Origin of the sequence: Flavobacterium notoginsengisoli, assembly GCF_014207905.1 — a bacterium.
In the GTDB taxonomy this organism is placed as follows: domain Bacteria; phylum Bacteroidota; class Bacteroidia; order Flavobacteriales; family Flavobacteriaceae; genus Flavobacterium; species Flavobacterium notoginsengisoli_A.
The window spans coordinates 19855-43849 of the sequence record NZ_JACHLB010000006.1 but is presented as its reverse complement, the minus strand read 5'-3'; the positions used below and the strand labels follow the sequence as shown (position 1 = coordinate 43849).

The 23995-nt window shown below is 32.9% G+C and carries 24 protein-coding genes; 19 read left to right on the top strand and 5 right to left on the bottom strand.

Annotated features, from left to right (window positions below):
• Positions 1-8 precede the first annotated feature (8 nt).
• From HNP35_RS17470 to HNP35_RS17440, 7 genes are all read left to right on the top strand, one after another.
• Positions 9-560 (top strand): hypothetical protein, encoded by a 552-nt coding sequence (locus tag HNP35_RS17470; protein ID WP_184165654.1) that lies wholly within the window; start codon positions 9-11, stop codon positions 558-560.
• Between the two features lie 149 nt (positions 561-709).
• The gene (locus HNP35_RS17465) at positions 710-1867 is read left to right on the top strand and encodes a 5-(carboxyamino)imidazole ribonucleotide synthase (RefSeq protein ID WP_184165657.1); all 1158 of its coding nucleotides are present in this window, start codon (positions 710-712) and stop codon (positions 1865-1867) included.
• A gap of 341 nt (positions 1868-2208) precedes the next feature.
• Positions 2209-2691, top strand: coding sequence for a 5-(carboxyamino)imidazole ribonucleotide mutase (purE, locus tag HNP35_RS17460; RefSeq protein ID WP_184165660.1), 483 nt, complete (start codon positions 2209-2211; stop codon positions 2689-2691).
• 165 nt (positions 2692-2856) lie between these two features.
• Positions 2857-3084 carry a hypothetical protein gene (locus tag HNP35_RS17455; RefSeq protein ID WP_184165664.1) on the top strand — a complete coding sequence of 76 codons (228 nt, stop codon included), beginning with the start codon at positions 2857-2859 and terminating at the stop codon, positions 3082-3084.
• A complete protein-coding gene (locus HNP35_RS17450) occupies positions 3084-3371 on the top strand; it encodes a type II toxin-antitoxin system RelE/ParE family toxin (protein ID WP_184165668.1) in 288 nt (95 codons plus the stop codon). Before HNP35_RS17455 ends, HNP35_RS17450 begins: the two co-directional genes overlap by 1 nt.
• 36 nt (positions 3372-3407) lie before the next feature.
• Entirely contained in the window at positions 3408-5435 is a 2028-nt protein-coding gene (locus tag HNP35_RS17445) for a M3 family metallopeptidase (RefSeq protein WP_184165671.1), read from the top strand.
• A 149-nt stretch (positions 5436-5584) separates the two neighbouring features.
• The gene (locus tag HNP35_RS17440; RefSeq protein ID WP_184165674.1) at positions 5585-6244 is read left to right on the top strand and encodes a SanA/YdcF family protein; all 660 of its coding nucleotides are present in this window, start codon (positions 5585-5587) and stop codon (positions 6242-6244) included.
• 197 nt (positions 6245-6441) lie between these two features.
• Here the strand turns inward: HNP35_RS17440 and HNP35_RS17435 are convergent, their stop codons facing one another.
• Complete coding sequence (locus HNP35_RS17435) at positions 6442-7704, bottom strand: cation:proton antiporter (RefSeq protein WP_184165677.1); 1263 nt, start codon at positions 7702-7704, stop codon at positions 6442-6444.
• Positions 7705-7842: 138 nt separating this feature from the next.
• Between HNP35_RS17435 and HNP35_RS17430 the strand changes: the two genes are divergently transcribed.
• The 6 genes from HNP35_RS17430 (at position 7843) to HNP35_RS17405 (ending at position 12150) form a co-directional block, all read left to right on the top strand.
• A complete protein-coding gene (locus tag HNP35_RS17430) occupies positions 7843-8346 on the top strand; it encodes a GbsR/MarR family transcriptional regulator (protein WP_184165680.1) in 504 nt (167 codons plus the stop codon).
• 68 nt (positions 8347-8414) lie between these two features.
• Positions 8415-8762: a hypothetical protein gene (locus tag HNP35_RS17425; protein WP_184165683.1), complete on the top strand. Its 348-nt coding sequence runs from the start codon at positions 8415-8417 to the stop codon at positions 8760-8762.
• On the top strand, positions 8759-9499 hold the full coding sequence (locus tag HNP35_RS17420) for a YqjF family protein (protein ID WP_184165686.1): 741 nt from the start codon (positions 8759-8761) through the stop codon (positions 9497-9499). Before HNP35_RS17425 ends, HNP35_RS17420 begins: the two co-directional genes overlap by 4 nt.
• A gap of 219 nt (positions 9500-9718) precedes the next feature.
• Complete coding sequence (locus HNP35_RS17415) at positions 9719-10537, top strand: hypothetical protein (RefSeq protein ID WP_184165689.1); 819 nt, start codon at positions 9719-9721, stop codon at positions 10535-10537.
• Between the two features lie 101 nt (positions 10538-10638).
• Entirely contained in the window at positions 10639-11544 is a 906-nt protein-coding gene (locus HNP35_RS17410) for a TIGR01777 family oxidoreductase (protein WP_184165692.1), read from the top strand.
• Positions 11545-11694: 150 nt separating this feature from the next.
• Entirely contained in the window at positions 11695-12150 is a 456-nt protein-coding gene (locus HNP35_RS17405; RefSeq protein WP_184165694.1) for an SRPBCC family protein, read from the top strand.
• Between the two features lie 470 nt (positions 12151-12620).
• Here the strand turns inward: HNP35_RS17405 and HNP35_RS17400 are convergent, their stop codons facing one another.
• Positions 12621-13433 carry a hypothetical protein gene (locus HNP35_RS17400; protein ID WP_184165697.1) on the bottom strand — a complete coding sequence of 271 codons (813 nt, stop codon included), beginning with the start codon at positions 13431-13433 and terminating at the stop codon, positions 12621-12623.
• A gap of 223 nt (positions 13434-13656) precedes the next feature.
• Between HNP35_RS17400 and gcvP the strand changes: the two genes are divergently transcribed.
• From gcvP to HNP35_RS17370, 6 genes are all read left to right on the top strand, one after another.
• On the top strand, positions 13657-16506 hold the full coding sequence (gene gcvP / locus HNP35_RS17395) for an aminomethyl-transferring glycine dehydrogenase (RefSeq protein ID WP_184165700.1): 2850 nt from the start codon (positions 13657-13659) through the stop codon (positions 16504-16506).
• Positions 16507-16906: 400 nt separating this feature from the next.
• A complete protein-coding gene (locus tag HNP35_RS17390; protein ID WP_184165703.1) occupies positions 16907-17965 on the top strand; it encodes a 3-oxoacyl-ACP synthase III family protein in 1059 nt (352 codons plus the stop codon).
• A 291-nt stretch (positions 17966-18256) separates the two neighbouring features.
• A complete protein-coding gene (locus HNP35_RS17385; RefSeq protein ID WP_184165706.1) occupies positions 18257-18781 on the top strand; it encodes a methyltransferase in 525 nt (174 codons plus the stop codon).
• 89 nt (positions 18782-18870) lie between these two features.
• Entirely contained in the window at positions 18871-19719 is an 849-nt protein-coding gene (locus HNP35_RS17380; RefSeq protein ID WP_184165709.1) for a glycosyltransferase, read from the top strand.
• 79 nt (positions 19720-19798) lie between these two features.
• Positions 19799-20545, top strand: coding sequence for an MlaE family ABC transporter permease (locus HNP35_RS17375; RefSeq protein WP_184165712.1), 747 nt, complete (start codon positions 19799-19801; stop codon positions 20543-20545).
• The gene (locus HNP35_RS17370; protein ID WP_184165715.1) at positions 20545-21312 is read left to right on the top strand and encodes an ABC transporter ATP-binding protein; all 768 of its coding nucleotides are present in this window, start codon (positions 20545-20547) and stop codon (positions 21310-21312) included. The genes HNP35_RS17375 and HNP35_RS17370 overlap by 1 nt, the downstream gene beginning before the upstream one ends.
• A gap of 80 nt (positions 21313-21392) precedes the next feature.
• Here HNP35_RS17370 and HNP35_RS17365 read toward each other — a convergent pair whose 3' ends face one another.
• The 3 genes from HNP35_RS17365 to HNP35_RS17355 form a co-directional block, all read right to left on the bottom strand.
• Positions 21393-21998: a hypothetical protein gene (locus HNP35_RS17365; RefSeq protein WP_184165718.1), complete on the bottom strand. Its 606-nt coding sequence runs from the start codon at positions 21996-21998 to the stop codon at positions 21393-21395.
• Between the two features lie 87 nt (positions 21999-22085).
• A complete protein-coding gene (locus HNP35_RS17360; RefSeq protein WP_184165721.1) occupies positions 22086-22688 on the bottom strand; it encodes a SprT-like domain-containing protein in 603 nt (200 codons plus the stop codon).
• Between the two features lie 45 nt (positions 22689-22733).
• Positions 22734-23987, bottom strand: coding sequence for a hypothetical protein (locus HNP35_RS17355; protein ID WP_184165724.1), 1254 nt, complete (start codon positions 23985-23987; stop codon positions 22734-22736).
• Positions 23988-23995: the final 8 nt, after the last annotated feature.

Here is a 23995-nt window from a genome sequence, read left to right as displayed (position 1 = left end):
GGAAGAAGATGCTGTCTGAATTACAAAAAAAACTGGATTACGTAAATGCTTATAGAGAAAATCGTCTCAAAGCTGCACAGGATGTTCTAGAAAATCCTTCACTTTTTAGTGAGTTGGTTTCGATTTGCTTTTCGCCCGAAGATAAAAACAATCATAAAGCTTGCTGGATTTTAGAATTTGTTTCTTACGAAGAATTACACTGGCTCCAACCTCATCTTGATTTTTTCTGTTCGAATCTAAAAATTTTAAAAGACGAAAGTTCGTTGCGTCCAGTTGCAAAAGTCGTTCAGCTTTTGGTAAAATCACATTATAAGAAAAACGAAAACGGAATTCAACTTTCTGAAAAAAATCTTCAAGACTGCATCGAAGCTTCTTTCGACTGGCTGATTAATGATATCAAAGTCGCCACAAAAGCCTATTCCATCAGAACCTTATATATTCTAGGAAATTATTACGACTGGATTCATCCTGAACTCAAAGTGATAATCGATAAAGATTTCGGAGACCACTCGCCCGCGTACAAAGCCGTCGCCAAAGAAGTTTTGAAGAAAATAAAATAGTTTTTTTGTTAGCCACAAATTCACGATTTTTTTCTTTCTCTTTCTGTATAAAAAAATAATTCGTGAATTCGTGACGGAAAAAACTTGTGCTCAACGAAATTTTGGCTGAAAAAAGATTAAAAAGTATCTTTGCAAAAACACAACACAAAATGAATTATTTTTCTTCTGATTTTAAATTAGGAATATTAGGTGGCGGACAATTAGGTAAAATGCTTTTGTTTGATACCAGAAAATTTGACATACAAACTTACGTACTAGATCCAAGCGAGGAAGCACCAAGTAAAATTGCCTGCAACAAATTCTTTCAAGGCGATTTAATGGACTATGAAACGGTTTATAATTTCGGAAAACAAGTCGACGTTTTGACTTTCGAAATCGAATTGGTAAATCTTGAAGCTTTAACGCAATTGGAAAACGAAGGTTTAAAAATATATCCTTCTCCAAAAACTTTAAAAGGAATTCAGAATAAAGGCGTTCAAAAAGAATTTTACGCTAAAAATAATATCCCAACTGCACCTTTCGAAAGATTTGAAAATTTAGATAAATTAAAAACTGCTGTCACATCTAGCGGAGTCGAGATGCCTTTCGTTTGGAAATGCACCGAATTTGGTTATGACGGAAACGGCGTAAAAATAGTTCGTCAGGCATCCGATTTAGATACTTTGCCAAATGTAGAATGCATTGCAGAAACTATGGTTCCGTTCAAAAACGAATTGGCTGTAATTGTAGTTAGAAATCCTTCAGGAGAAATGAAAACCTATCCGGTTGTCGAAATGGAATTTCATCCAGAAGCCAACCAAGTTGAATACGTAATCTGCCCAGCAAGAATCGACGATAAAGTAGCCGAAAAAGCCAGAGCAATTGCTTTGCAGGTTTCAGAAAACTTCAATCACGTTGGACTTTTAGCAGTTGAAATGTTCCAGACTCAGGATGACGAAATTTTAGTTAATGAAGTTGCTCCACGTCCGCACAATTCTGGACATTATTCTATCGAAGCAAGTTATACTTCACAATTCGAAAATCATTTGCGCGCTATCTTAGATCTTCCTTTAGGAAACACAGACAGCAAAGTTGCCGGAATTATGGTCAATTTAGTTGGTGCCGAAGGTCATTCTGGAAATGTTGTTTACGAAAACATCGAAACCATTTTAGGTTGGAACGGCGTTACGCCACATATTTACGGTAAAAAACAGACTCGCCCTTTCAGAAAAATGGGTCACGTGACGATTGTAAATGAAGATATGGCTGAAGCGAGACGAATTGCACAGGAAGTGAAGAACACTATTAGAGTTATCAGTGGCCAGTAATTTTACCGTGATCAGTCAATAAACTTGCAGAAACTAAACGAATTTATCAGTTAATGGAATTTCTAGAAATATTAATAGGTCTTTTGAATTGGGACAGCAAATCAAACTTGTTTAAAATTTATTTTGAAAGATTTACAGATAAATACGAATATAAAGGCGAAAGGATAAAAAGTTTTTTTCTTTTTATAATTCTTGTTGTATTTACTTTAGCATTAATAATTTTCTCTTTATTTATGATTTACACAATTCTGCTAAAACTAAGATCATAAACCAAAAAAATACAAACAGTTTTCAGTTACAACAAAACTTGAAACTTTAAACCTGAAACAAAAAAAAACAAAATGAGCAAAGTAGCTATTATAATGGGAAGCATCTCAGACATGCCAGTTATGCAGGATGCAATCGACATATTAAAACAATTTAATGTAGAAGTTGAAGTAGATATCGTTTCGGCACACAGAACGCCGGAGAAATTATTCGACTTCAGCAAAAATGCACATAATCGCGGTATTTCGGTAATTATTGCCGGTGCGGGCGGTGCGGCACATTTACCGGGAATGGTGGCTTCAATGTCTCCGTTACCAGTAATTGGAGTTCCGGTAAAATCAAGCAATTCTATTGATGGATGGGATTCTGTATTATCAATTTTACAAATGCCGGGTGGGGTCCCTGTTGCAACTGTAGCTTTAAACGGAGCAAAAAATGCCGGAATCTTAGCAGCGCAAATCATCGGAAGCCATGACAAAAAAGTTTTAGATACTATTATTTCTTATAAAGAAGAATTGAAAGCGGCAGTTAATAAAGCGGCTGAAGGTCTTAAATAGTCATCAGTCACAGTTTTCAGTCACAGCAAGCACAGAGGAACACAAAATTTTGTGTATCTCTGTGTTTTTTTCTTTGCGAATCTTTGCGAAATAAGCCTCTCCAAGAATTAACTAATCCTTATAAAAATTTCTAAAAGAAAAACTTAACTTTGAGAAAAAAGCAAAATGAACATTCAAACTTCTAAAATAGAGCTCGCTAAAATAGTTTTAGACATTGAAAATCCCGATTTGATTCAGGAAATTGTCGAGTTCATTCAATCTAAAGAAAGTCTTTCAGAAGAACAAAAAAGCAAAATAAATGAGGCTATTTATTCTTTAGATAATAACGAAGGAATTTCTCATGATGTTGTTATGGAAGAAACCAAAAATCGTTATTCAAAATACTTTAAATAATGACTGTAATTTGGTCTCCACAAGCTAGACAAGACTTTTGGAACAACATCGATTATTTGGAAGCTGAATGGTCTGAGAAAATTGCTCAAAATTTCATTGAAAAAGTAAATACCACAATTACACTTTTAAAAAATGACAATGTTTTATTTCTTAAAACAAATTATAAAAATGTTTACAAAATTGTCATTACCAAACACATTTCACTTTATTACCGTATCGAAAACACTAATTTAGAATTGCTTCGATTTTGGAATACTTTTCAGGATACGAAGAAATTTAAGTTATGATTTTCTAATTTTATATTTTTAAACAGCATAAATAATATGAGCGTATTAACACAATATTTCAACACCAAACATAACACAGCGCCTTTTTCGCAAATCAAAATCGAAGATTACGTTCCTGCTTTTCAGGAAGGAATTGCTTTGGCGAAAGCTGAAATTGATGCGATTGTAAATAATTCGGAAGCACCAACTTTTGAAAACACAATTGTTGCAATGGATTATTCGGGCGATATTTTGGATCGTCTTTCTAGTGTTTTCTTCAATTTGAATTCAGCTGAAACGAATGACGAAATGCAAAAAATTGCTCAGGAAGTTTCGCCTTGGCTTTCAGAATTTGGAAATGACATTCGTTTGAATGCGAATTTATTTGCTAAAGTAAAAGCAGTTTATGATCAAAAAGAAAGTTTGAACCTCAACCCGGAACAATCGACTTTATTAGATAAAAAATACAAAAGTTTTTCAAGAAACGGAGCCAATCTGCCAGAAGAAAAGAAAAACCAATTAAGAGAAATCGACAAAGAATTATCGAAATTGAGTTTGCAGTTTGGCGAAAATGTTTTGGCCGAAACCAACAATTTCGAATTGCATTTAACCGATGAGAAAGATTTATCAGGTTTACCGGAAGGCACAATCGAAGCGGCAAGATTATTAGCCAAAAATCAGGAAAAAGAAGGCTGGATTTTCACTTTAGATTATCCGAGTTATGTTCCGTTTTTGACTTATGCTGATAATCGCGAATTGCGTAAAAAAATGGCAATTGCTTTTGGTGCAAAAGGTTTCCAGAAAAACGAATTCAACAATGAAGAAAACGTTCTTAAAATTGCCAAACTTCGTCATGAAAGAGCGAATTTATTAGGCTATAAAACACATGCTCATTTTGTTTTGGAAGAAAGAATGGCCGAAAGTCCGGAGAAAGTTTTCTCTTTCTTAAATGATTTATTAGCAAAAGCAAAACCAGCGGCGCAAAAAGAGTTTGCTGAATTAACTGCTTTTGCAAAAGAATTGGACGGAATCGAAAAACTGGAAAAATGGGACGGCGCTTATTATTCTGAAAAATTAAAACAACAGCTTTTTAATTTAGATGATGAAAAGCTGAAACCATATTTTCAATTAGAAAAAGTGTTAGACGGCGCTTTTACCGTTGCCAAAAAATTATACGGTTTAACTTTTACGGAAGTTTTTGATATCGATAAATATCACGAAGAAGTTACGACTTATGAAGTAAAAGATGCTGATGGTAATTTAGTTTCTATTTTCTATGCTGATTTCTTCCCAAGAAAAGGAAAAAGAAACGGTGCCTGGATGACTTCATTCAAATCGCAATATGTAAAAGACGGCGTAAACGAAAGACCACATATTTCGAACGTTTGTAATTTTACAAAACCAACCGAAACAAAACCTTCATTATTGACTTTTAATGAAGTGACTACTTTATTCCACGAATTCGGTCACGGATTACACGGAATGCTTGCTAATACAGTTTATCCAAGTTTATCTGGAACTTCTGTTTACTGGGATTTCGTAGAATTACCAAGTCAGATTATGGAAAACTGGTGTTACGAACCGGAAGCTCTGGCTTTGTTTGCGAATCATTACGAAACGGGAGAAATCATTCCGATTGAGTATGTTCAGAAAATTAAAGAAAGTGCAAGTTTCCAAGAAGGTTTGGCAACTTTACGTCAATTAAGTTTCGGACTTTTAGATATGGCTTGGCACGGACAAGATCCAACTGCTATTACAGATTTGAAAACTTTCGAAACAGAGCAATTTGCAAGCACGCAATTGTATCCTGATGTAAAAGAAAATGCAATGAGCACGGCGTTTTCTCATATTTTCCAAGGTGGATATTCTTCTGGATATTACAGCTACAAATGGGCAGAAGTTCTAGATGCAGATGCTTTTGAATATTTCCATGAAAATGGAATCTTCAATGAAGAAATTGCAAAGAAATTCAAAGATAATGTACTTTCAAAAGGAGGAACAGAACATCCTATGATTTTATACAAACGCTTTAGAGGTCAAGAACCAAAACCTGAGGCTTTATTGAAAAGAGCAGGTCTTTTATAATTTTAGATTTCTGAATTTAGATTTTAGATTTTTAATCTTTGTCGCTAATAAATTTTAGATTAAACCGAAGCAAAAACGCTTCGGTTTTTTATTTGATTTTACTTTAGTTATCTTCGTGTTTTTGAATCTTAATCTTACAAATACAAGCCGTGAAAAAATATTTTAAAATAGCACTTTATTTGGCAATTATTGGACTAATTTCAATTATTGCTGTAAATTATTATGTAAAATCTTCGACTAAAACTAAGATTTATTATTCGATTAAAAAGTTTCCAAAGAATGATGTCGGAATTATTTTCGGCGCAGGCATTAATGGAAATCAGCCAAGCAAATATTTGAAAGATCGTTTGGATGCGGGAATTATGCTCTGGAAAGCAAAACGCATTAATAAAATTCTGCTTTCTGGAGACAACGGCCGTGAAGAATATGACGAGTTAACTGTAATGAAAAATTATTGTTTCAATCACGGCGTAGACACTACCAAAATTTTTATTGACTATGCTGGATTTGATACTTATTCCACAATGTATCGCGCCAAACATATTTTCAATATCAAAAGAGCTACTTTAATTTCTCAAAAATATCATTTAAATCGAGCCATTTATATTGGTCAAAAACTCGGAATTAAATCTTCTGGATATTCAGCTAATAATGGAGAATATTTAGGATATAATTATGTTTGTTTCAGAGAATATATTTCTGTCTTTAAAGCTTTTTTTGATGTACTAAGAAATCGCGAACCTCGTTTTTTAGGAACTCAAATTGATATAAATGGAGAATCCAACTTTTCTAAAGAAGATAAACGATAAAAATTATTGAAAAACATTTCGCTCCGCTGGAGCTTTATTGATAGTCGAAAATTGGATTTGCTATAAAGATTCTGCTCCGCTGGAGCATTCCAATAAAAATGGGCTGTCTCAAAAAGCGAGTTAGCCCATTTTAATTTAATAATTTGAAGTCTACAAAAACAAAATCTTTACTCTTGCCTCTTGTCTCTTTTCCCTCTCTACTCCTTCTCCAAAACTCTATTAGCTAATTTCCCAACGGTCAAGCCTTGAACAACAATAGAAAATAAAACTACAATATAAGTTACTTCCAATAAAAGGTTTTTGTATTCGCTTTCCGGCATAGAAAGTACTAATGCGATAGAAACTCCACCGCGAATTCCACCCCAAACTAAAACCATTAATGAACCTTTGTTGTAAGCCGATCTGATTCCGAAAAACTTAAAGATATCGAAGAATTTCCATGGTAAAACTATTGAAGTTAATCTTGAAAAAAGTACTATAAAAATCGCTACCAAACCTGTCAATAATTGTTTGTTCAAATCAGGAAGTAATAACAATTCGAAACCAATAAAAAGGAATAAAACAGCGTTTAAGATTTCATCGATAAGTTCCCAGAATTTACCTAAATAATCTTTGGTCACTTCGCTCATCGCAACTTTTTTACCATAATTTCCAATAATCAATCCGGCAACAACCATTGCAAGCGGACTAGAAACGTGTAGTGCCTGAGCGACCAAAAATCCTCCTGTTACAATCGAAAGTGTGATTAAAACCGAAACTTTATAATCGTCAATTTTCTTCATAACCTTAGACGCCGTAAATCCGAAAACCGCTCCTAATAAAAGTCCGCCGATTCCTTCTTCTATAAACAGCAAAGAAATCGAGCTAAAAGTCGCATCAAATGTTGGATCGGTTGCCATTTTTAGAACAACAGCAAACATTACTACTGCTACTCCATCATTAAACAATGACTCACCGACAATTTTAGTTTCTATTCTTTTTGGAACTTTCGCTTCTTTTAAAACTCCTAAAACCACAATTGGGTCAGTTGGAGAAATTAGAGTTCCAAAAACTAAACAAAATATATAAGGTATTTTTATTCCTAAAAGTGGCGCTATATAAAAAAGAAGCATCGAAATTATCAAGGCTGATAAAACAACACTTACCGTAGAATAAATCATAATAGGCACTTTTTGCTCTTTCAAATCGGCCATATTTACGTGCAATGCTCCAGCAAATAAAAGAAAGTTCAACATTGCTCCCATTAGGATTTCGTTGAAATCGAATTGTTTTATTAAATCAAAAAAATGTTTAGTTGTTGCAGGAAAATAAGAATCTCCTAAAAGACGAATTCCAACTGAAACCAACATCGCAATAATCATAATTCCGATGGTTCCCGGAAGTTTTAAAAATCTTAAATTTAAATAGGCGAAGAAAGATGCTAGAACAATTAGCACCGAAAATGTGTAGTATAATTCCATAAAATGTGATTTTTACAAAAATAGCTGTATCATTATTTAATCGAAAATTTGAAGGTTTGAATTAACATAACTTTATAATTTGTTAAATAAGTTTCAATTATTTTTGAAAGTTTAAAAACTTTTACTTACATTTGACTCATGGAATTCAAAGAAGCAAAAAATAAATTCGTTCAAACATGGGGAGCATTAGGTTCTCAGTGGGGAATTAATAAAACAATGGCACAGATCCACGCTTTATTAATGGTCTCAAACGAACCTATTTCTATGGAAGATATTATGGAAGAATTACAGATTTCCCGCGGAAATGCAAGTATGAACCTGAGAGGTTTAATGGATTGGGGAATTGTTTATAAAGAATTTAAAGCTGGAGAAAGAAAAGAATTTTTCACGGCAGAAAAAGATTTAGACGAATTAGCAGTTAAAATTTCCAGAGAAAGAAGCAAGAGAGAAATTAAACCGACTCTTAAGATTTTAAAAGAAGTTTCTACAATTGAAGCCAATAATTCGGCAGAAGAAAAACACTTCGTTGATCAAACTTCTAAATTGTATGATTTCGTTTTAAAAGCCGATAATATGCTGGACAAAATGACTGAATTTAATGATAATTGGCTTGGAAAATTGTTCATGAAAATGATGAAGTAAATTTTCAAACTAAAAAAATTTAAATCAAACTTTCAATTTTTTCTGAAAGTTTAAAACAATCAATAACTATGAAAGCAATAAATTATCTTAATTACTTTTTTGTTGGAACGCCATTTATATTAATTCTATTCGGATTATTGAGTAATGAGAGCAGTGGAAATATTACTGGAAGCGGATTTCTGTTTTTAATATTAACTGGGCTATTTCAAGTGATTTTCGGTATAAAAATGCTAATTGACGAACCTAAGGATAAAAACCTCCAATACTACATAACAGGAGTTTGCTTCTTTTTTGTCCTCTGGTTTATTAATGGCTTTATCTTAAATTATCAGATTCTATACTTTATCTTATTTGTAATTCCAATTATACTTGCAATTTTCTTTTCTACAATAACCTATAAAAAAGCACACCAATGAACTTCTTAAAAGCAGAATGGAAAAACTTAGCACTTTTCAATTACGAAGTTGATGCTAAAATATTAGAAAAATATCTTCCAGCAGGAACCGAAATTGATATTTGGAACAACAAATGTTATGTCAGCTTGGTTGGGTTTATGTTTCAAAACACTAAAGTTTTAGGATTAAAAGTTCCGTTTCATGTTGACTTTGAAGAAGTGAATCTGCGTTTTTATGTAAAGCGTTTTGAAAACGGCGAATGGAAACGCGGAGTGGTTTTCATTAAAGAAATTGTTCCTAAAAAAGCCATCACTTTTATTGCCAACACTTTGTATCAGGAACATTACGAAACTCAGAAAATGAGACATGAAATTCATGAAAATGAAAATACTAATACTTTCATTTATCAATGGAAAAATGATAAAGAATGGAATACAATTGAAATTGAAACCAAAAAAGATTTAAGCCAAATCGAAATTGATTCTGAAGCTGAATTTATCACAGAACATTATTTCGGATACACCAAAATCGATGAAAAAACGACTTTTGAATATGAAGTAACGCATCCGAGATGGGAACAAATGAAAGTTTTAAATCATCGAGTTGATATTGATTTCGAAAAAAATTATGGAAGCGATTTTACATTTCTTCAAACTCAAAAACCGATTTCTGTTTTCTTAGCAAAAGGGTCAAAAATTACAGTTAAGAATAAAAGAAAACTTCAATCAGTTCCAGCTAAACAAAAATTATATGCTTAACTCATTAGATGAAATTAAAATATTTCAACACATAGAAACATAGATTTCTATCTCAAAAAAAGAGAATAGAAGAAACTAGTTTCCACACATAGCTAGACTATGTGAATTGAAATTAGTGAAACGCCTTTTTAAACCTTCTGAAAGCTATGTTTCTATGTGTTAGGAACAATTTTACCAACGATTTACACTTAGAATTATTCATCTTTAAAACCAAAAGTCATGAAAACATTAGAAAACCAAACCTTGCTTTATGATGAAGACTGTCCGCTTTGCAATTTGTACACAAATGGATTTGTAAAAAGCGGAATGCTTGATGAAAACGGAAGAAAATCTTATTGCAAATTATCTGCAGAAGAGCAAAATTTTGTGGATTTAAAACGCGCTCCAAACGAAATTGCTTTAGTCAATAATAAAACTAAAACTGTTACATATGGAATTGACAGTTTGATAAAAGTTGTTGGTTTTTCTTTTCCATTAATTGAAAAAATTGCAACCATAAAACCAATTCATTTCATTCTGAAAAAAATGTATTCTTTTGTTTCTTATAACCGAAAAGTCATTATTCCAGGAAATGTAAAAGAAGCAAACAAATTGCAATGCACGCCTGATTTCAATTATAAATACCGATTTCTGTTTATTGGATTTGCATTAACGATCACAACTTTCATCTTGTTTGGTTATTCTAATTTGATTCCGAATTTGCCAAAAAGCAATATTATAAGAGAAATCATTTTAGCTTTTGGACAAATTGTTTTTCAGAGTTTATTTCTTTTAAAACTTGACAAACAAACTATTCTGAATTACGTAGGAAATATAATGACCGTTTCTTTGATGGGAAGTTTAATTTTAAGTCCAATATTGATTTTAAGTAATTTTATTCAACTTCCGGAAATGATTGTTTTGGGTTGGTTTGGAGTTACCGTTTTCATCATGTTTTTGGAACATTTTAGACGAGTGAAAATTTTAAAACTTCCTTTTTACTTATCTTACACTTGGATTCTGTATAGAATTCTTGCTTTGATTTTAATTATAAATTAAAGTTGCCACGAATTGCACAAATTTTCACGAATTACTATTTAGCAAAACACTAAAAAATTAGTGGAAATTCGTGCAATTCGTTGCTATAAAAACACACAACAATGAGCAAACTTATAATAGCAGCTGGAACTGGATTTCTTGGAAAGGTTTTAGTGAATCATTTCAAAAGCAAATTTGATGAGATTGTAATTCTAACCCGAGGAAAAGCACAGACAATCGACGGAATAAAATATGTAAACTGGAATGCTAAAACTTTTACCGGCTGGGAAAAAGAATTAGAAAATGCTTCTGTCTTAATTAATCTTGCCGGAAAATCTGTTGATTGCCGTTATACTAAAAAGAATAAAAAAGAAATTCTTTGGTCAAGAATTAACAGTACAAAAATCTTGAACAAAGCGATTTTAAATTGCAAAAATCCGCCGAAACATTGGCTTAATTCATCAACGGCAACTATTTATCGTTTTTCTCTTGATAAACAAATGGATGAAGTTGAAGGCGAAATTGGAAATGACTTTTCTATAAATGTTGCCCTTTCTTGGGAAAAAGCTTTCTTTAAAACCGAAACTCCGAAAACTTTAAAAACGGCTTTGCGAACTTCTATTGTTTTAGGAAAAAATGGCGGTGCATTAATTCCGTTAAAGACTTTGGCTAAAATTGGTTTTGGAGGAAAACAAGGAAATGGAAATCAATTTGTAAGTTGGATTCATGAAGAAGATTTTGCGAATGCGGTTGATTTTATTATTGAAAAAGAAATGGCTGGTGTTATAAATATTGTTTCTCCAACACCAATTCGGAATATTGATTTTATGCAAAAGCTGAGAAAGGCTGTTGGATTTCCTTTTGGAATTCCATTGAATAAATTCTTTCTGGAAATCGGATCTTTTTTCATTCGAACAGAAACGGAATTGGTTTTGAAAAGCAGAAATGTGATTCCGAAACGACTTTTGGAAAATGGATTTGAATTTAAGTTTGGGAATATTGATAACGCTTTTCGAGATTTAATTTAGAACCCAAATCCAGAGAGTTTTGTCATTTCGACGGAGGAGAAATCTCCACAAGTAGCTCCGTACAGAATGTCGCCAATCTTTGTAAAGTTACTAGCGAAGATTTCTCCTCCGTCGAAATGACAAGATTGAGGAAAACTAAACTTAAATTTAATGACAACAATAAATCTCACAACCAAAATAATAGCATCAAAACAAATCGTTTTTGATAATTCGAGAAATATCGACATTCATCAACAATCTGCAAGTCCGACAGACGAAAAGGCGATTGATGGTGTAACATCTGGTTTAATAAATTTAAACGAAACGGTAACTTGGCGCGGTAAACATTTCGGATTTTATCTCACACACAAAAGTCGAATTACTGCAATGAATTTTTATGATTATTTTGTTGATGAAATGGAAGAAGGTAAATTCAAATCTTTCAAACATGAACATTTTTTTGAAGAAGAAAATGAATTTACAATTATGAAAGACAAACTACAATATGAAACTCCATTTGGAATTTTCGGGAAATTATTTGATGTTTTGTTTTTGAAAAGGCATTTGGTGAGTTTTCTTTTGGAAAGGAATAAGGTTTTAAAAGAGATTTCTGAGAGAAACAATTGATAATGGGTTATTTTTTTCACGCAGATTCAACGGATTTAGCAGAAAAAAATCAAATTAGTTGCCTCCAGTTTTAACTGGAGGTTAATCAAGGATTTAATATTCTTGGCTTTAGCCAAACTTTATCATTTGGCTAAAGCCTTTATTGGAGACATTTCTTTAACCTCCAGCTAAAGCTGGAGGCAATTCAAAAACAATTAACTGAAAATTCTGTACTTCAAAATTCTGCACTTCAAATATAGTCCGCGGTTTCAACCGCGGGAAACGTTAAGTGGAGTTACGAAAAGCAAGCGTCCCAATGGCTAAAACCATTGGCAATATTTATCTAAATAAAAAATATTAAATTTTGAAAAAGAGTCTTCTCGTTTTACGTTTTGCGTGAGGGATAGCAGTGGAAAGCCCACAGCCTGACGAAGGAAGAGCGAGGACTTGTAACGGATAGCCCGACCCGGAGGGACACGCCCAAAGTATTTTTATAAAAAAACCACCATCAACCACCAAAAAATCGGCACAGCTTCTACCCAAAAAGAAGTGTAATACTTGGAACGATTTGGGTTGGCGAAAATGATAAAAAGCATCAGCATAACAACCATAATCAGATTGATAAAGGCATCATGATAATTAAAAGTTGAAACTAAAATTTCCAAAAACCAAAACGGAACCAAAAGTGAAAGCCCTAAAATCTTGGTTCGTTTTACGCCAATAGTTTGCGGAACAGTTTGCAAATGCGGATCGTCGTTTGCTAAATCTATGATTTCGAAAACTAAAATCAGAACAAAAACCAGCACAAAACGCTGAATGCATTTGATGAAGAAATCTGTTGTAAACGGAATTTCGGCATTTATTAAAGGAAGAACTAAAGTTGCGCCAACCCAACAAAGGGCTACAATATAAATTTTTACACCCGCCCAGTTTCGAGCATTTCTTCGGTTTGGAAAAAAGGGCAAAGTATAAAGTGCCGTTATCAGAAAAATGACAACAGAGACAATTTGAGTAATTCGCTTTAAATGGAAAAAATAATAGCCGACCAAAAGGAGCGAAATGAAACTTAAAACAGCGATAATTTTTAACTGAATTCCGATTGGATTTTTCTTCACTCTGACAAGTGCATCATATTTTACGAAATTATATCCTACAATTGTTCCAAAAAAAACAAATAGCGCCATTGGTTCATCATATTGAATATGAAATACATGAAACGTAATTCGCACCAAAGCATAACACGATAAAGCCACGTGAATGCTGCTGTTTAAATAAAAATTCAATATTTGTTTGAGGAGTTTCATATATCGAAATCTAATCAATTGGTAACAAATCAACTCTTTAGTTAGAAAATTGATAAAAAATGAAGTTAAAAATACCCATTAAATTATTAATAATACTTAATTTTGCGCCACAAAAAAACAACACATTTACTATAAAATGTAATAAACCTTGTGTAGCATGAGATTACGTCAAATAAAACGCTCGGCAAATTACTTTTGATCTTTAAAAAATAGACTGCTACAAATGAAAACAGATGCTTTTGCTTTAAGACACATTGGTCCAAGAGAAACAGATCTTCAACACATGTTACAAACAATTGGTGTTGATTCAATCGAACAACTTGTTTATGAAACCCTTCCGGACGATATTCGTTTAAAAGCGCCGTTGAATTTAGAACCTGCAATGACAGAATTCGAATTTGCAAATCATATTCGCGAATTAGGAAAGAAAAACAAAACATTTAAATCATACATTGGTTTGGGTTATCACCCAACTATCGTTCCTGCTCCAATTCAAAGAAATATCTTCGAAAATCCAGGATGGTATACAGCTTACACACCTTACCAAGCAGAAATTGCTCAAGGTCGTTTGGAAGCGATTTTGAATTTCCAGACTACTGTTATCGAATTAACAGGAATGGAAATTGCCAATGCCTCTTTATTAGATGAAGGAACTGCGGCTGCAGAAGCTATGGCTTTATTATTTGATGTTCGTACGAGAGATCAAAAGAAAAATAATACACACAAATTCTTCGTTTCTGAAGAAATTTTACCACAAACTTTATCAGTTTTACAAACGCGTTCAACTCCAATCGGAATTGAATTAGTTGTTGGAAACCACGAAACATTTGATTTTTCAAATGAATTCTTCGGAGCGATTTTACAATACCCAGGAAAATACGGTCAAGTAAACGATTACAGTGCTTTTGTTGCTAAAGCAAAAGAAAACGAAATCAAAGTTGCCTTTGCTGCTGATATTTTATCACTTGCAACTTTAACTTCTCCAGGAGAAATGGGTGCTGCTGTTGTTGTTGGAACAACACAACGTTTTGGTGTGCCAATGGGTTACGGTGGTCCTCATGCTGCTTACTTTGCAACTAAAGATGAGTACAAACGTTCGATGCCAGGTCGTATCATTGGAGTTTCTGTTGATGCAAACGGAAACCGTGCTTTACGTATGGCGTTGGGAACTCGTGAGCAGCACATTAAACGTGAAAAAGCGACTTCAAATATTTGTACTGCTCAGGTTTTATTAGCAGTTATGGCCGGAATGTACGCAGTTTACCACGGTCCAGAAGGATTAAAATATATTGCAAACAAAGTTCACGCCTCTGCAGTTACTACTGCTGAAGCTTTAAATAAATTAGGAGTTTACCAAACCAACACTGCTTACTTTGATACTATTTTAGTAAAAGCTGATGCTCAAAAAGTAAAAGCAATTGCGGAGAAAAACAAAGTAAACTTCTTCTATCCTGATGCTGAATCAGTTTCGATTTCATTGAACGAAACAACTTCTGTTGCAGACATCAACCAAATCGTTGCGATTTTTGCTGAAGCTTTAGAAAAAGAAACTGTTACGGTTTCTGAATTAAGTGAAGCTAGCCAATTACCAGCTTCATTAGAGAGAACTTCATCTTTCTTGACTCATGATGTATTCAACAATCATCATTCAGAAAGTCAATTGATGCGTTATATCAAAAAATTAGAGCGTAAAGATTTATCATTGAATCACTCGATGATTTCATTAGGTTCTTGTACAATGAAATTAAACGCAGCTTCTGAAATGTTGCCTCTTTCAATGCCAAACTGGAATAGCATTCACCCGTTTGCACCAGTTGACCAAGTAGAAGGTTACCTTACAATGCTAAAAAAATTAGAGCAGCAATTAAATGTAATCACTGGATTTGCTGGAACAACTTTACAGCCAAACTCAGGAGCTCAAGGAGAATATGCTGGATTAATGGCGATTCGTGCTTACCACATGTCAAGAAACGAAGGTCACCGTAATGTATGTTTGATTCCTTCATCGGCTCACGGAACAAATCCTGCTTCTGCTGCTATGGCGGGAATGAAAATTATTGTTACGAAAACGACTCCAGAAGGAAATATTGACGTAGAAGATTTAAGAGAAAAAGCGATTGAGCACAAAGATGATTTATCTTGCTTAATGGTAACTTATCCATCTACTCACGGAGTTTTCGAATCTTCAATTATCGAAATCACAAAATTAATCCACGACAATGGAGGATTAGTATATATGGATGGTGCAAACATGAACGCACAAGTTGGATTAACAAATCCTGCTACAATTGGTGCTGACGTTTGCCACTTAAACTTACACAAAACATTCGCTATTCCTCACGGTGGCGGTGGACCTGGAGTTGGACCAATCTGTGTGAACGAAAAACTGGTTCCATTCTTGCCAACAAACCCAATCTTAAACGTTGGTGGAGAGCAAGCAATTACCGCTATTTCATCTGCACCTTACGGATCTGCTTTAGTATGTTTAATCTCTTACGGTTACATCACTATGATGGGTGCTGAAGGATTAAAAAGCGCTACAGAGCACGCAATCTTAAACGCAAACTATATGAAAGCGCGTTTCGAAGGACACTACCCAATTCTTTACACAGGAGAATGCGGAAGAGCGGCTCACGAAATGATCTTAGATTGTCGTGCATTTAAAGAAAATGGAATCGAAGTTGGTGATATCGCAAAACGTTTGATGGATTATGGTTTCCACGCGCCAACGGTTTCTTTCCCAGTTGCTGGAACTTTAATGATCGAACCAACTGAATCTGAAGATTTAGCTGAATTAGATCGTTTCTGTGATGCACTTATTTCAATCAGAAAAGAAATCGAAGCTGCAACAGCTGATGATAAAAACAACGTATTAAAAAATGCACCACACACGTTAGCAATGTTAACTACTGATAACTGGGATTTCCCTTATACTAGAGAAAAAGCTGCTTATCCATTAGATTACATCGCTGAAAATAAATTCTGGCCATCTGTTCGTCGTGTAGATGACGCATACGGAGACAGAAACTTAGTTTGTAGCTGTGCTCCTATTGAAGCTTATATGGAGAGCTAAAATTTAGTTTTCTCATACATATATTCAAACCCGGCAAGTTTTTAAAACCTGTCGGGTTTTGTTTTTTGTTTCAGGTTTCAGGTTTTCTGCAGAACTTGAAACCTGAAACATGAAACAAAAACAATAAAGAAGATTCGGATTTACAAAAGCATAACTTTTTGTTAGATTTTTGTGAAATTAATTTTAGAAAACAGAAATATTTCAAAAAAATCCAGCTCCAAAAAATCGCTTCAATCGTTTGAAATCTAGGAAATATTAAAAAATCATTAAAAGAAACACAATATATCATCCAAAAAATTGTTATTTCATAATTATATGCGTGCATACTATTTTTTATGATAGTTATCATAATATTATTTATACATTAGCGCTAAATTTATCGGATAATTAAAGGGAAATAATGAAAATAAAAATTATTGGTATTGGGAGTTACATTCCTAATTTAGAAGTAAAAAATACGGACTTTGACAAACATGTTTTTTTAAATGAGGATGGAACTCCTTTTGGTTATCCGAACGAAGTTGTAATTAAGAAGTTTAAAGGCATTACCGGAATCGAGAACCGTCGTTATGCCGAAAAAGACCAAACTGCATCTGACTTAGCTTTTTTTGCTGCACAAAAAGCAATTGCTAACGCAAATATTGATGCAGAAACTTTAGATTATATCATCATTGCCCACAATTTTGGCGATGTAAAAACTGGAACTACTCAGTCCGATATTTTACCGAGTTTAGCAACACGTGTTAAAAATAAATTAGGCATTAAAAATCCTAAATGCGTGGCTTACGATATTATTTTTGGATGCCCAGGATGGATTGAAGGCGTTTTACAAGCGAATGCTTTTATCAAATCCGGAATGGCAAAAAGAGTAATGGTAATTGGAGCCGAAACTTTATCAAGAGTTGTTGATGACCACGATCGTGATTCGATGATTTACTCTGATGGCGCAGGAGCTTCAATCTTAGAAGCTTCAACAGATGAAAGTGGATTATTGGCTTACGAAAGTGCTACTTTTGCAACTGATGAAGCTGGTTTTCTTTTCTTCGGAAAATCATACAACAAAGATTTAGATCCAGATACAAAATACATTAAAATGTACGGACGTAAAATCTACGAATTTGCTCTAAGCAATGTTCCATGCGCGATGAAAAGCTGTTTAGATAATAGCGGAATTGCAATCGATGAAGTTAAAAAAATCCTTATTCATCAAGCAAACGAAAAAATGGACGAAGCTATTATCGAACGCTTCTACAAATTATACGGACAAACTCCTCCTAAAGACATTATGCCAATGAGCATTCATGATTTAGGAAACAGCAGTGTTGCAACCGTTCCTACTTTGTACGATTTAATTCTACAAGGAAAAGTTGAAGGTCACGAAATCAACAAAGGTGATGTTCTTATTTTTGCTTCTGTTGGAGCTGGAATGAATATTAATGCTTTTGTTTACCGATATTAAATAAAGATTTGTAAGTTTAAGCGAAATAATCTCGTAAAGACGCGAAGTCGCAAAGTTTTTTAAACCATATAAGTAATATAAGATATTTTAAGATTTCTCTTAATTGAACTTATATTGCTTATATGGTTTATTTTTTTTATCAAAACTTTTGCGACTTCGCGTCTTTGCGAAAAATTCATTTAAAACTTAGCGTCGCAACTGAATACTAAAAACTGAACACTGAATACTTTTTTAGTATATTTGCGACCTAATTAAAAGCTAGAACGAGAGATTCATTCGTTCGCAATGACTATGTACGAAAAAACGTTTCCGAATAAGAGATTCAAACTTACCTTAGAATTTTTGCAAAAGCATGTTAGCACCTCTGAAACCATTTTTGATTTTGGTGTTCCAAATCCATTTTCTAAAATAATGGAAGAAAACGGCTATACTGTTAAAAATACCAAAGGTGAAGATTTAGATAACGATCATACTGCTTTACAAACAGAAGAATATAGCGTATTCACAGCATTTGAAATTTTCGAACATTTATTAAATCCGTATACGATTTTACAAAATGTAAAATGTGACAAATTATTAATTTCTATTCCGTTACGTTTATGGTTTTCTCCAGCATATCGTTCTAAAACAGATATGTGGGACAGACATTACCACGAGTTTGAAGACTGGCAATTAGACTGGCTTTTAGAAAAAACAGGTTGGAAAATAACCGATCGTCTGCAATTTACACATCCAGTAAAAAAACTTGGACTTAGACCATTATTGAGATATTTCACTCCAAGATATTATATCGTAGTAGCGGAAAAAATTAAATAAATTCCAATACTAAAATTCCAAATTCCAATTAAACTCGCTTTAATTGGAATTTGGAATTTTAAAAAGTTGGGATTTTAAATTGAAAATTTATGAAATATTACATCGTCATTCCAGCACACAATGAGCAAGACTTAATTGGCTTAACCTTACAATCTTTGGTTACGCAAACCGTTTTGCCTTCAAAAGTTGTGGTTGTTAATGATAATTCAACCGATAAAACAGAAGAAGTTGTTTTAGGATTTGCAAAAGAGAATCCATACATTTCGGTTGTAAACAAAACTTCAGATGCGATTCATTTGCCAGGAAGCAAAGTAATTCAAGCCTTTCAAAAAGGGTTTGAAACTTTAGATTCAGATTATGATATTATTGTAAAAATAGATGGTGATTTAATTTTCCCTTCAAACTATTTCGAAACCATAATCAAGCATTTCGAATCAGATTCTAAAATCGGAATGGTTGGTGGTTTCTGTTATATTGATAAAAACGGCGAATGGGTTTTAGAAAACTTAACGGATAAAGATCATATTCGTGGTGCTTTAAAAGCATATCGCAAAGAAACTTTTCAGCAAATTGGAGGTTTAAAACCTGCAATGGGCTGGGATACTGTTGATGAATTATTATGTAAATATTACGGCTGGAAAATTGTTACTGACCAATCTTTACACGTAAAACATCTTAAACCAACTGGTGCCAATTACAACAAAACAGCTCGTTATAAACAAGGCGAAGCTTTTTATACTTTAGGATATGGCTTTTGGATTACCGCCATTGCTTCTGCAAAATTGGCAATGATGAAGAAAAAACCATTTCTATTTTTAGATTACATTAAAGGATTTATGAAAGCTAAAAACGCCAAAACTCCTTTATTAGTAACTCCTGAACAAGCTAAGTTTATTAGAAATTATCGTTTACAAAAAATGAAAGAAAAGTTAATTTGATTGCCAAAACGGTCGAAAAAACTGAACTCATACCCCAAAACTCATAACTTCTTTTTACCTTAGCAAATATTTAAAACTTATGATGCTAATTCGTTACTTATCCCAAATCGGGAGATATTTTTTAATGCTGAAAGAAATTTTCAATAAACAGACTAAATGGCCTGTTATGAAAAATCTAATTCTAAAAGAAATCGATGACCTTATTATTGACTCTCTTGGAATCGTTTGCTTTATCTCATTCTTTATCGGAGGAGTTGTAGCTATTCAGACAGCTTTAAACTTAACTAATCCTTTAATTCCTAAATATTTAATTGGTTTTGCTACACGTCAGTCTGTAATTTTGGAGTTTGCTCCTACCTTTATTTCAGTAATTATGGCCGGAAAAATGGGTTCTTACATTACTTCAAGTATCGGAACAATGCGTGTTACAGAACAGATTGATGCTTTAGAAGTTATGGGAGTGAATTCATTAAACTATCTTGTTTTTCCAAAAATTATAGCTTTACTAATGTATCCTTTTGTAATCTGCATTAGTATGTTTTTGGGTATTTTTGGAGGATGGCTTGCTTCTGCTTACGGCGGATTTTCAACAAGTGAAGATTTTATTGCAGGAGCTCAAATGGAATTTATTCCTTTTCACATTACTTACGCTTTCATTAAAACTTTAATTTTTGCTATGTTATTGGCTACAATTCCATCTTTTCACGGTTATTATATGAAAGGTGGAGCACTAGAAGTTGGTAAAGCAAGTACAGTTTCGTTTGTATGGACATCAGTTTGTATCATTCTTTTTAATTATATATTAACTCAATTATTATTAGGATAATGATAGAAGTAAAAAACATAGAAAAATCATTTGGTGACAGTAAAGTTTTGAAAGGCGTTTCGACCGTTTTTGAAACTGGAAAAACCAATTTGATTATCGGACAAAGTGGATCTGGAAAAACGGTTTTACTAAAAACACTTTTAGGAATTCATACGCCAGATTCGGGAACAATTGAATTTGACGGAAGAGTATATTCAGATTTAGATAAAGACGAAAAACGTGAATTAAGAACTGAAATCGGAATGGTATTTCAAGGAAGCGCCTTATTCGATTCGATGACAGTTGCAGAAAACGTAGCTTTCCCATTGAGAATGTTTACCAACAATACTAAAGCACAAATCAAAGAACGAGTTGATTTTGTTTTAGAAAGAGTAAATTTAGTTGATGCCCACAAAAAATTACCTTCTGAAATTTCTGGTGGTATGCAGAAACGTGTGGCAATTGCACGCGCTATCGTAAATAATCCGAAGTATTTATTTTGTGACGAACCAAACTCTGGTCTTGATCCAAACACTTCTACTTTGATTGATAATTTGATTCAGGAAATTACAAAAGAATACAATATTACAACCGTGATCAACACACACGACATGAACTCTGTAATGGAAATTGGTGAAAATATTGTTTTCTTAAAGAAAGGAATCAAAGCTTGGCAGGGAACTAAAGAAGAAATTTTTGTTACTGATAATAAAGACATTGTCAAATTTGTGTATTCTTCAAACCTATTTAAGAAGGTTAGAGAAGCATATTTGAAAGATATAAAATAATTAAAATTTCAAATTCTTTGGAAATAGCAAATAAAAAATCCCAAATTCCAACTATAACATGGAGTTTGGGATTTTCTTAGTTAATAATGTTTACATAATCCAAAACCTACTGATACCCCAACTCCTACGAAAGTATATTTTCCAATATCCCCAAAAAGCTTAATACCAACGCTCGGAATTAAAACATTATAAATCAAATTAGATCTTTTTTTTGAGTAAAATCTTTTATAATTAGCTTCGAAAGGAAACCCATAAAAACCCGTGGTTGAAACTGTACGAATTCCATCAAGATCACGGCTTTCTAATTCCAAATTATTTCGGCTAATTCCTGCTGAAACACTATATGAATGATGCTCTTTCACCCAACGTCTCCCGTACATTAAGGCAAGCTCAACATTATCTTCTGACTTATAAACTGATGGAGCAATAATAACCGGGCCATCATTTTTCCTTGTATAACCAGCCGAATTAATATATCTAAAAGTAAACAGACTTTGTTCCAATTGATAATTAAGTCCAACACCACCAGAAACGCCAAGATTCTTTACTACTGATAGTCCGCCAAAACCTTCAAAAAATATAATCGGATTGGATCTTTTTTCTATTTCTAGATTCTCTGGTTGCTGCCCAAAAATAGTATTTGAAAGAAACAGCATAAATAATATCCTAAGTAATTTTACTTTCATAAAAATGACAATTTTTGAGTTTTAAAATTTTTTAAAATAAAAATTCCAAATCCCAATTTTATTTAAGTTTGGAATTTGGAATTTTATTTATTGAATATTAATTAGTTCAACCTCAGCATTTGGATTAAAAAGATACGTTTTACCAGAACTTATTTCGATGCATTCAAAACGTTTAGTTCGAACGGCCAGTTTCTTAAATATTTTGCCGTTTTTGATTCTGAAAATGCTACCATATGGAATTTCGAAAACGTAATTCTTATCATTATCCTTATCATATTGCTTTAAAGCTAAAGATAAAGTTGTATCTGTATCACTACTTGCAGAAGGATTCTTGAAATGCCTCGCCAATAAAGGTAAAATATGTCCCGGAAATATTTCTGGCCGTATAAAAGGCACCATTAAACGTTGAAAAGTAAATTTCCATTCATTCCCATGCGGTTTTATATTTCGTCCGAATTTTTCGAAAGCAACCAAATGCGCAATTTCATGAATGAGCGTAATTAAAAAACGATACTTATTTAAGCTTGCATTAACCGTAATTTCGTGTTTACCGCTTGGTCCTCGCCTATAATCACCGTGGCGCGTCTGACGTTCGTTTACAATTTTCAAGTGAACTTGATTATTCACTATCAAATCGAAAACGGGTTTTACAGCATGTTCGGGAATATATTTAGCTAAAGTGTCGCTCAACAGTACTTATTTTAATTGGCTTCAAAAATACTTTTTAATAATTTCTTATAGCGTTAAATATTTCAAATATTGGCTATTTACATCTTTTTTAATTTCGCCATTAGCAAAAAACACATTCTTTTTTGTCTCTTTCGCTTTTACTTCATCTTCAACATTTCTCACTTTACCTTCTTGATATTTTAAATCATATGCTTTTTGAAGGTATTCTAGACTACTTTTCGAATTATTTAAAACCTCAAAACTAGATGCAATATTGATGTAACAAGCCCATAAAGCCGCTTTTTGTCCTTTATCATTTTGATCTAATTCTTTAGAATATTGATCCATTTTTAAAATAAAATCCGAAAAAACTTTCTTCTTATTTTGGTAGTTTTTATAATCTCTCAAACGAGTTTCGTCCTGAAAACGGCTTGATTCATCTTTGATAACCAAATTATTTTTTTGAAGGAATTCGGCATTTGCTGATAAAAGCGCTTCGTCAATTACTGGCTCTGCTTTATTTTTAGACCATTTTTCAAGAACATCAACATCTTGATTTAGTTTTGCGAAAATTGGATTTTTATCTTCTTTGGAAATTCTAGAGAAATAATAATTATCCTGATAATACACAACATCAATCCAAGAAACTAGTCTCGTACGCATGTTTTCTTGAATATTTTTCACCAATTGGTTATAAAGCAAATCTTTATCAATATTTGCTGTTAGGTAGGTTACCAATTCTGCTTTGGTTTTACCTAATGGTGAAGCATTGGTAAGCTCTTTAACATTATATGTTTTTTCCATCACAACTTCCTTAGTCAGACTATTTATAATTTTATAGACAGCATCGTATCTATAATATATTTCACTAGAAAAAGGAGGATCAACATTTTTTGTTTCTTTAATATTCGATGTATAAGCTATGTTTTTTATCGTAATATCTAAAATAAAATGATCTTTTGCTTCTATATCACTTTGTTTATAAGCCAATTCCATAATAGTCGGAATATGATATCCTTTCATGTCAGGCTCTGTATCCGTACCGATAATAGCTCTCTTTAAATCTTTTTCTCTAAAAAATTCATTGTAAGACAATGGCGGACGAGTTCCTTTTTTTTCTCCATCAACAAAAACGATTATCAAATCTGGAGAAAGGTGCAGTTTAACTCCATAACTGTGATATCCTTCTGGAATATAATTTTCTGGAAGAACAAAATTGTAAAAACTTAAAACTTCAGATTTGTATGACTGAGCAGCTGTTTTCGAATTGAAACAAACAAAAAATACTGCAGTCAAAAGAATAGTAATTTTTCTTTTCATAAATTAAG

Excerpts from the sequence above, each read along its gene's own strand:
- HNP35_RS17420 (WP_184165686.1), top strand. The coding sequence starts at position 8,759 with ATGAACTTCTTAAAAGCAGAATGGAAAAACTTAGCACTTTTCAATTAC.
- HNP35_RS17355 (WP_184165724.1), bottom strand. The coding sequence starts at position 23,987 with ATGAAAAGAAAAATTACTATTCTTTTGACTGCAGTATTTTTTGTTTGT.
- gcvP (WP_184165700.1), top strand. The coding sequence starts at position 13,657 with ATGAAAACAGATGCTTTTGCTTTAAGACACATTGGTCCAAGAGAAACA.
- HNP35_RS17415 (WP_184165689.1), top strand. The coding sequence starts at position 9,719 with ATGAAAACATTAGAAAACCAAACCTTGCTTTATGATGAAGACTGTCCG.
- HNP35_RS17435 (WP_184165677.1), bottom strand. The coding sequence starts at position 7,704 with ATGGAATTATACTACACATTTTCGGTGCTAATTGTTCTAGCATCTTTC.
- HNP35_RS17470 (WP_184165654.1), top strand. The coding sequence starts at position 9 with ATGCTGTCTGAATTACAAAAAAAACTGGATTACGTAAATGCTTATAGA.
- HNP35_RS17375 (WP_184165712.1), top strand. The coding sequence starts at position 19,799 with ATGATGCTAATTCGTTACTTATCCCAAATCGGGAGATATTTTTTAATG.
- HNP35_RS17430 (WP_184165680.1), top strand. The coding sequence starts at position 7,843 with ATGGAATTCAAAGAAGCAAAAAATAAATTCGTTCAAACATGGGGAGCA.
- HNP35_RS17370 (WP_184165715.1), top strand. The coding sequence starts at position 20,545 with ATGATAGAAGTAAAAAACATAGAAAAATCATTTGGTGACAGTAAAGTT.
- HNP35_RS17405 (WP_184165694.1), top strand. The coding sequence starts at position 11,695 with ATGACAACAATAAATCTCACAACCAAAATAATAGCATCAAAACAAATC.
- HNP35_RS17390 (WP_184165703.1), top strand. The coding sequence starts at position 16,907 with ATGAAAATAAAAATTATTGGTATTGGGAGTTACATTCCTAATTTAGAA.
- HNP35_RS17410 (WP_184165692.1), top strand. The coding sequence starts at position 10,639 with ATGAGCAAACTTATAATAGCAGCTGGAACTGGATTTCTTGGAAAGGTT.
- HNP35_RS17455 (WP_184165664.1), top strand. The coding sequence starts at position 2,857 with ATGAACATTCAAACTTCTAAAATAGAGCTCGCTAAAATAGTTTTAGAC.
- HNP35_RS17380 (WP_184165709.1), top strand. The coding sequence starts at position 18,871 with ATGAAATATTACATCGTCATTCCAGCACACAATGAGCAAGACTTAATT.
- HNP35_RS17445 (WP_184165671.1), top strand. The coding sequence starts at position 3,408 with ATGAGCGTATTAACACAATATTTCAACACCAAACATAACACAGCGCCT.
- HNP35_RS17385 (WP_184165706.1), top strand. The coding sequence starts at position 18,257 with ATGTACGAAAAAACGTTTCCGAATAAGAGATTCAAACTTACCTTAGAA.
- HNP35_RS17425 (WP_184165683.1), top strand. The coding sequence starts at position 8,415 with ATGAAAGCAATAAATTATCTTAATTACTTTTTTGTTGGAACGCCATTT.
- HNP35_RS17400 (WP_184165697.1), bottom strand. The coding sequence starts at position 13,433 with ATGAAACTCCTCAAACAAATATTGAATTTTTATTTAAACAGCAGCATT.
- HNP35_RS17450 (WP_184165668.1), top strand. The coding sequence starts at position 3,084 with ATGACTGTAATTTGGTCTCCACAAGCTAGACAAGACTTTTGGAACAAC.
- HNP35_RS17465 (WP_184165657.1), top strand. The coding sequence starts at position 710 with ATGAATTATTTTTCTTCTGATTTTAAATTAGGAATATTAGGTGGCGGA.
- purE (WP_184165660.1), top strand. The coding sequence starts at position 2,209 with ATGAGCAAAGTAGCTATTATAATGGGAAGCATCTCAGACATGCCAGTT.
- HNP35_RS17365 (WP_184165718.1), bottom strand. The coding sequence starts at position 21,998 with ATGAAAGTAAAATTACTTAGGATATTATTTATGCTGTTTCTTTCAAAT.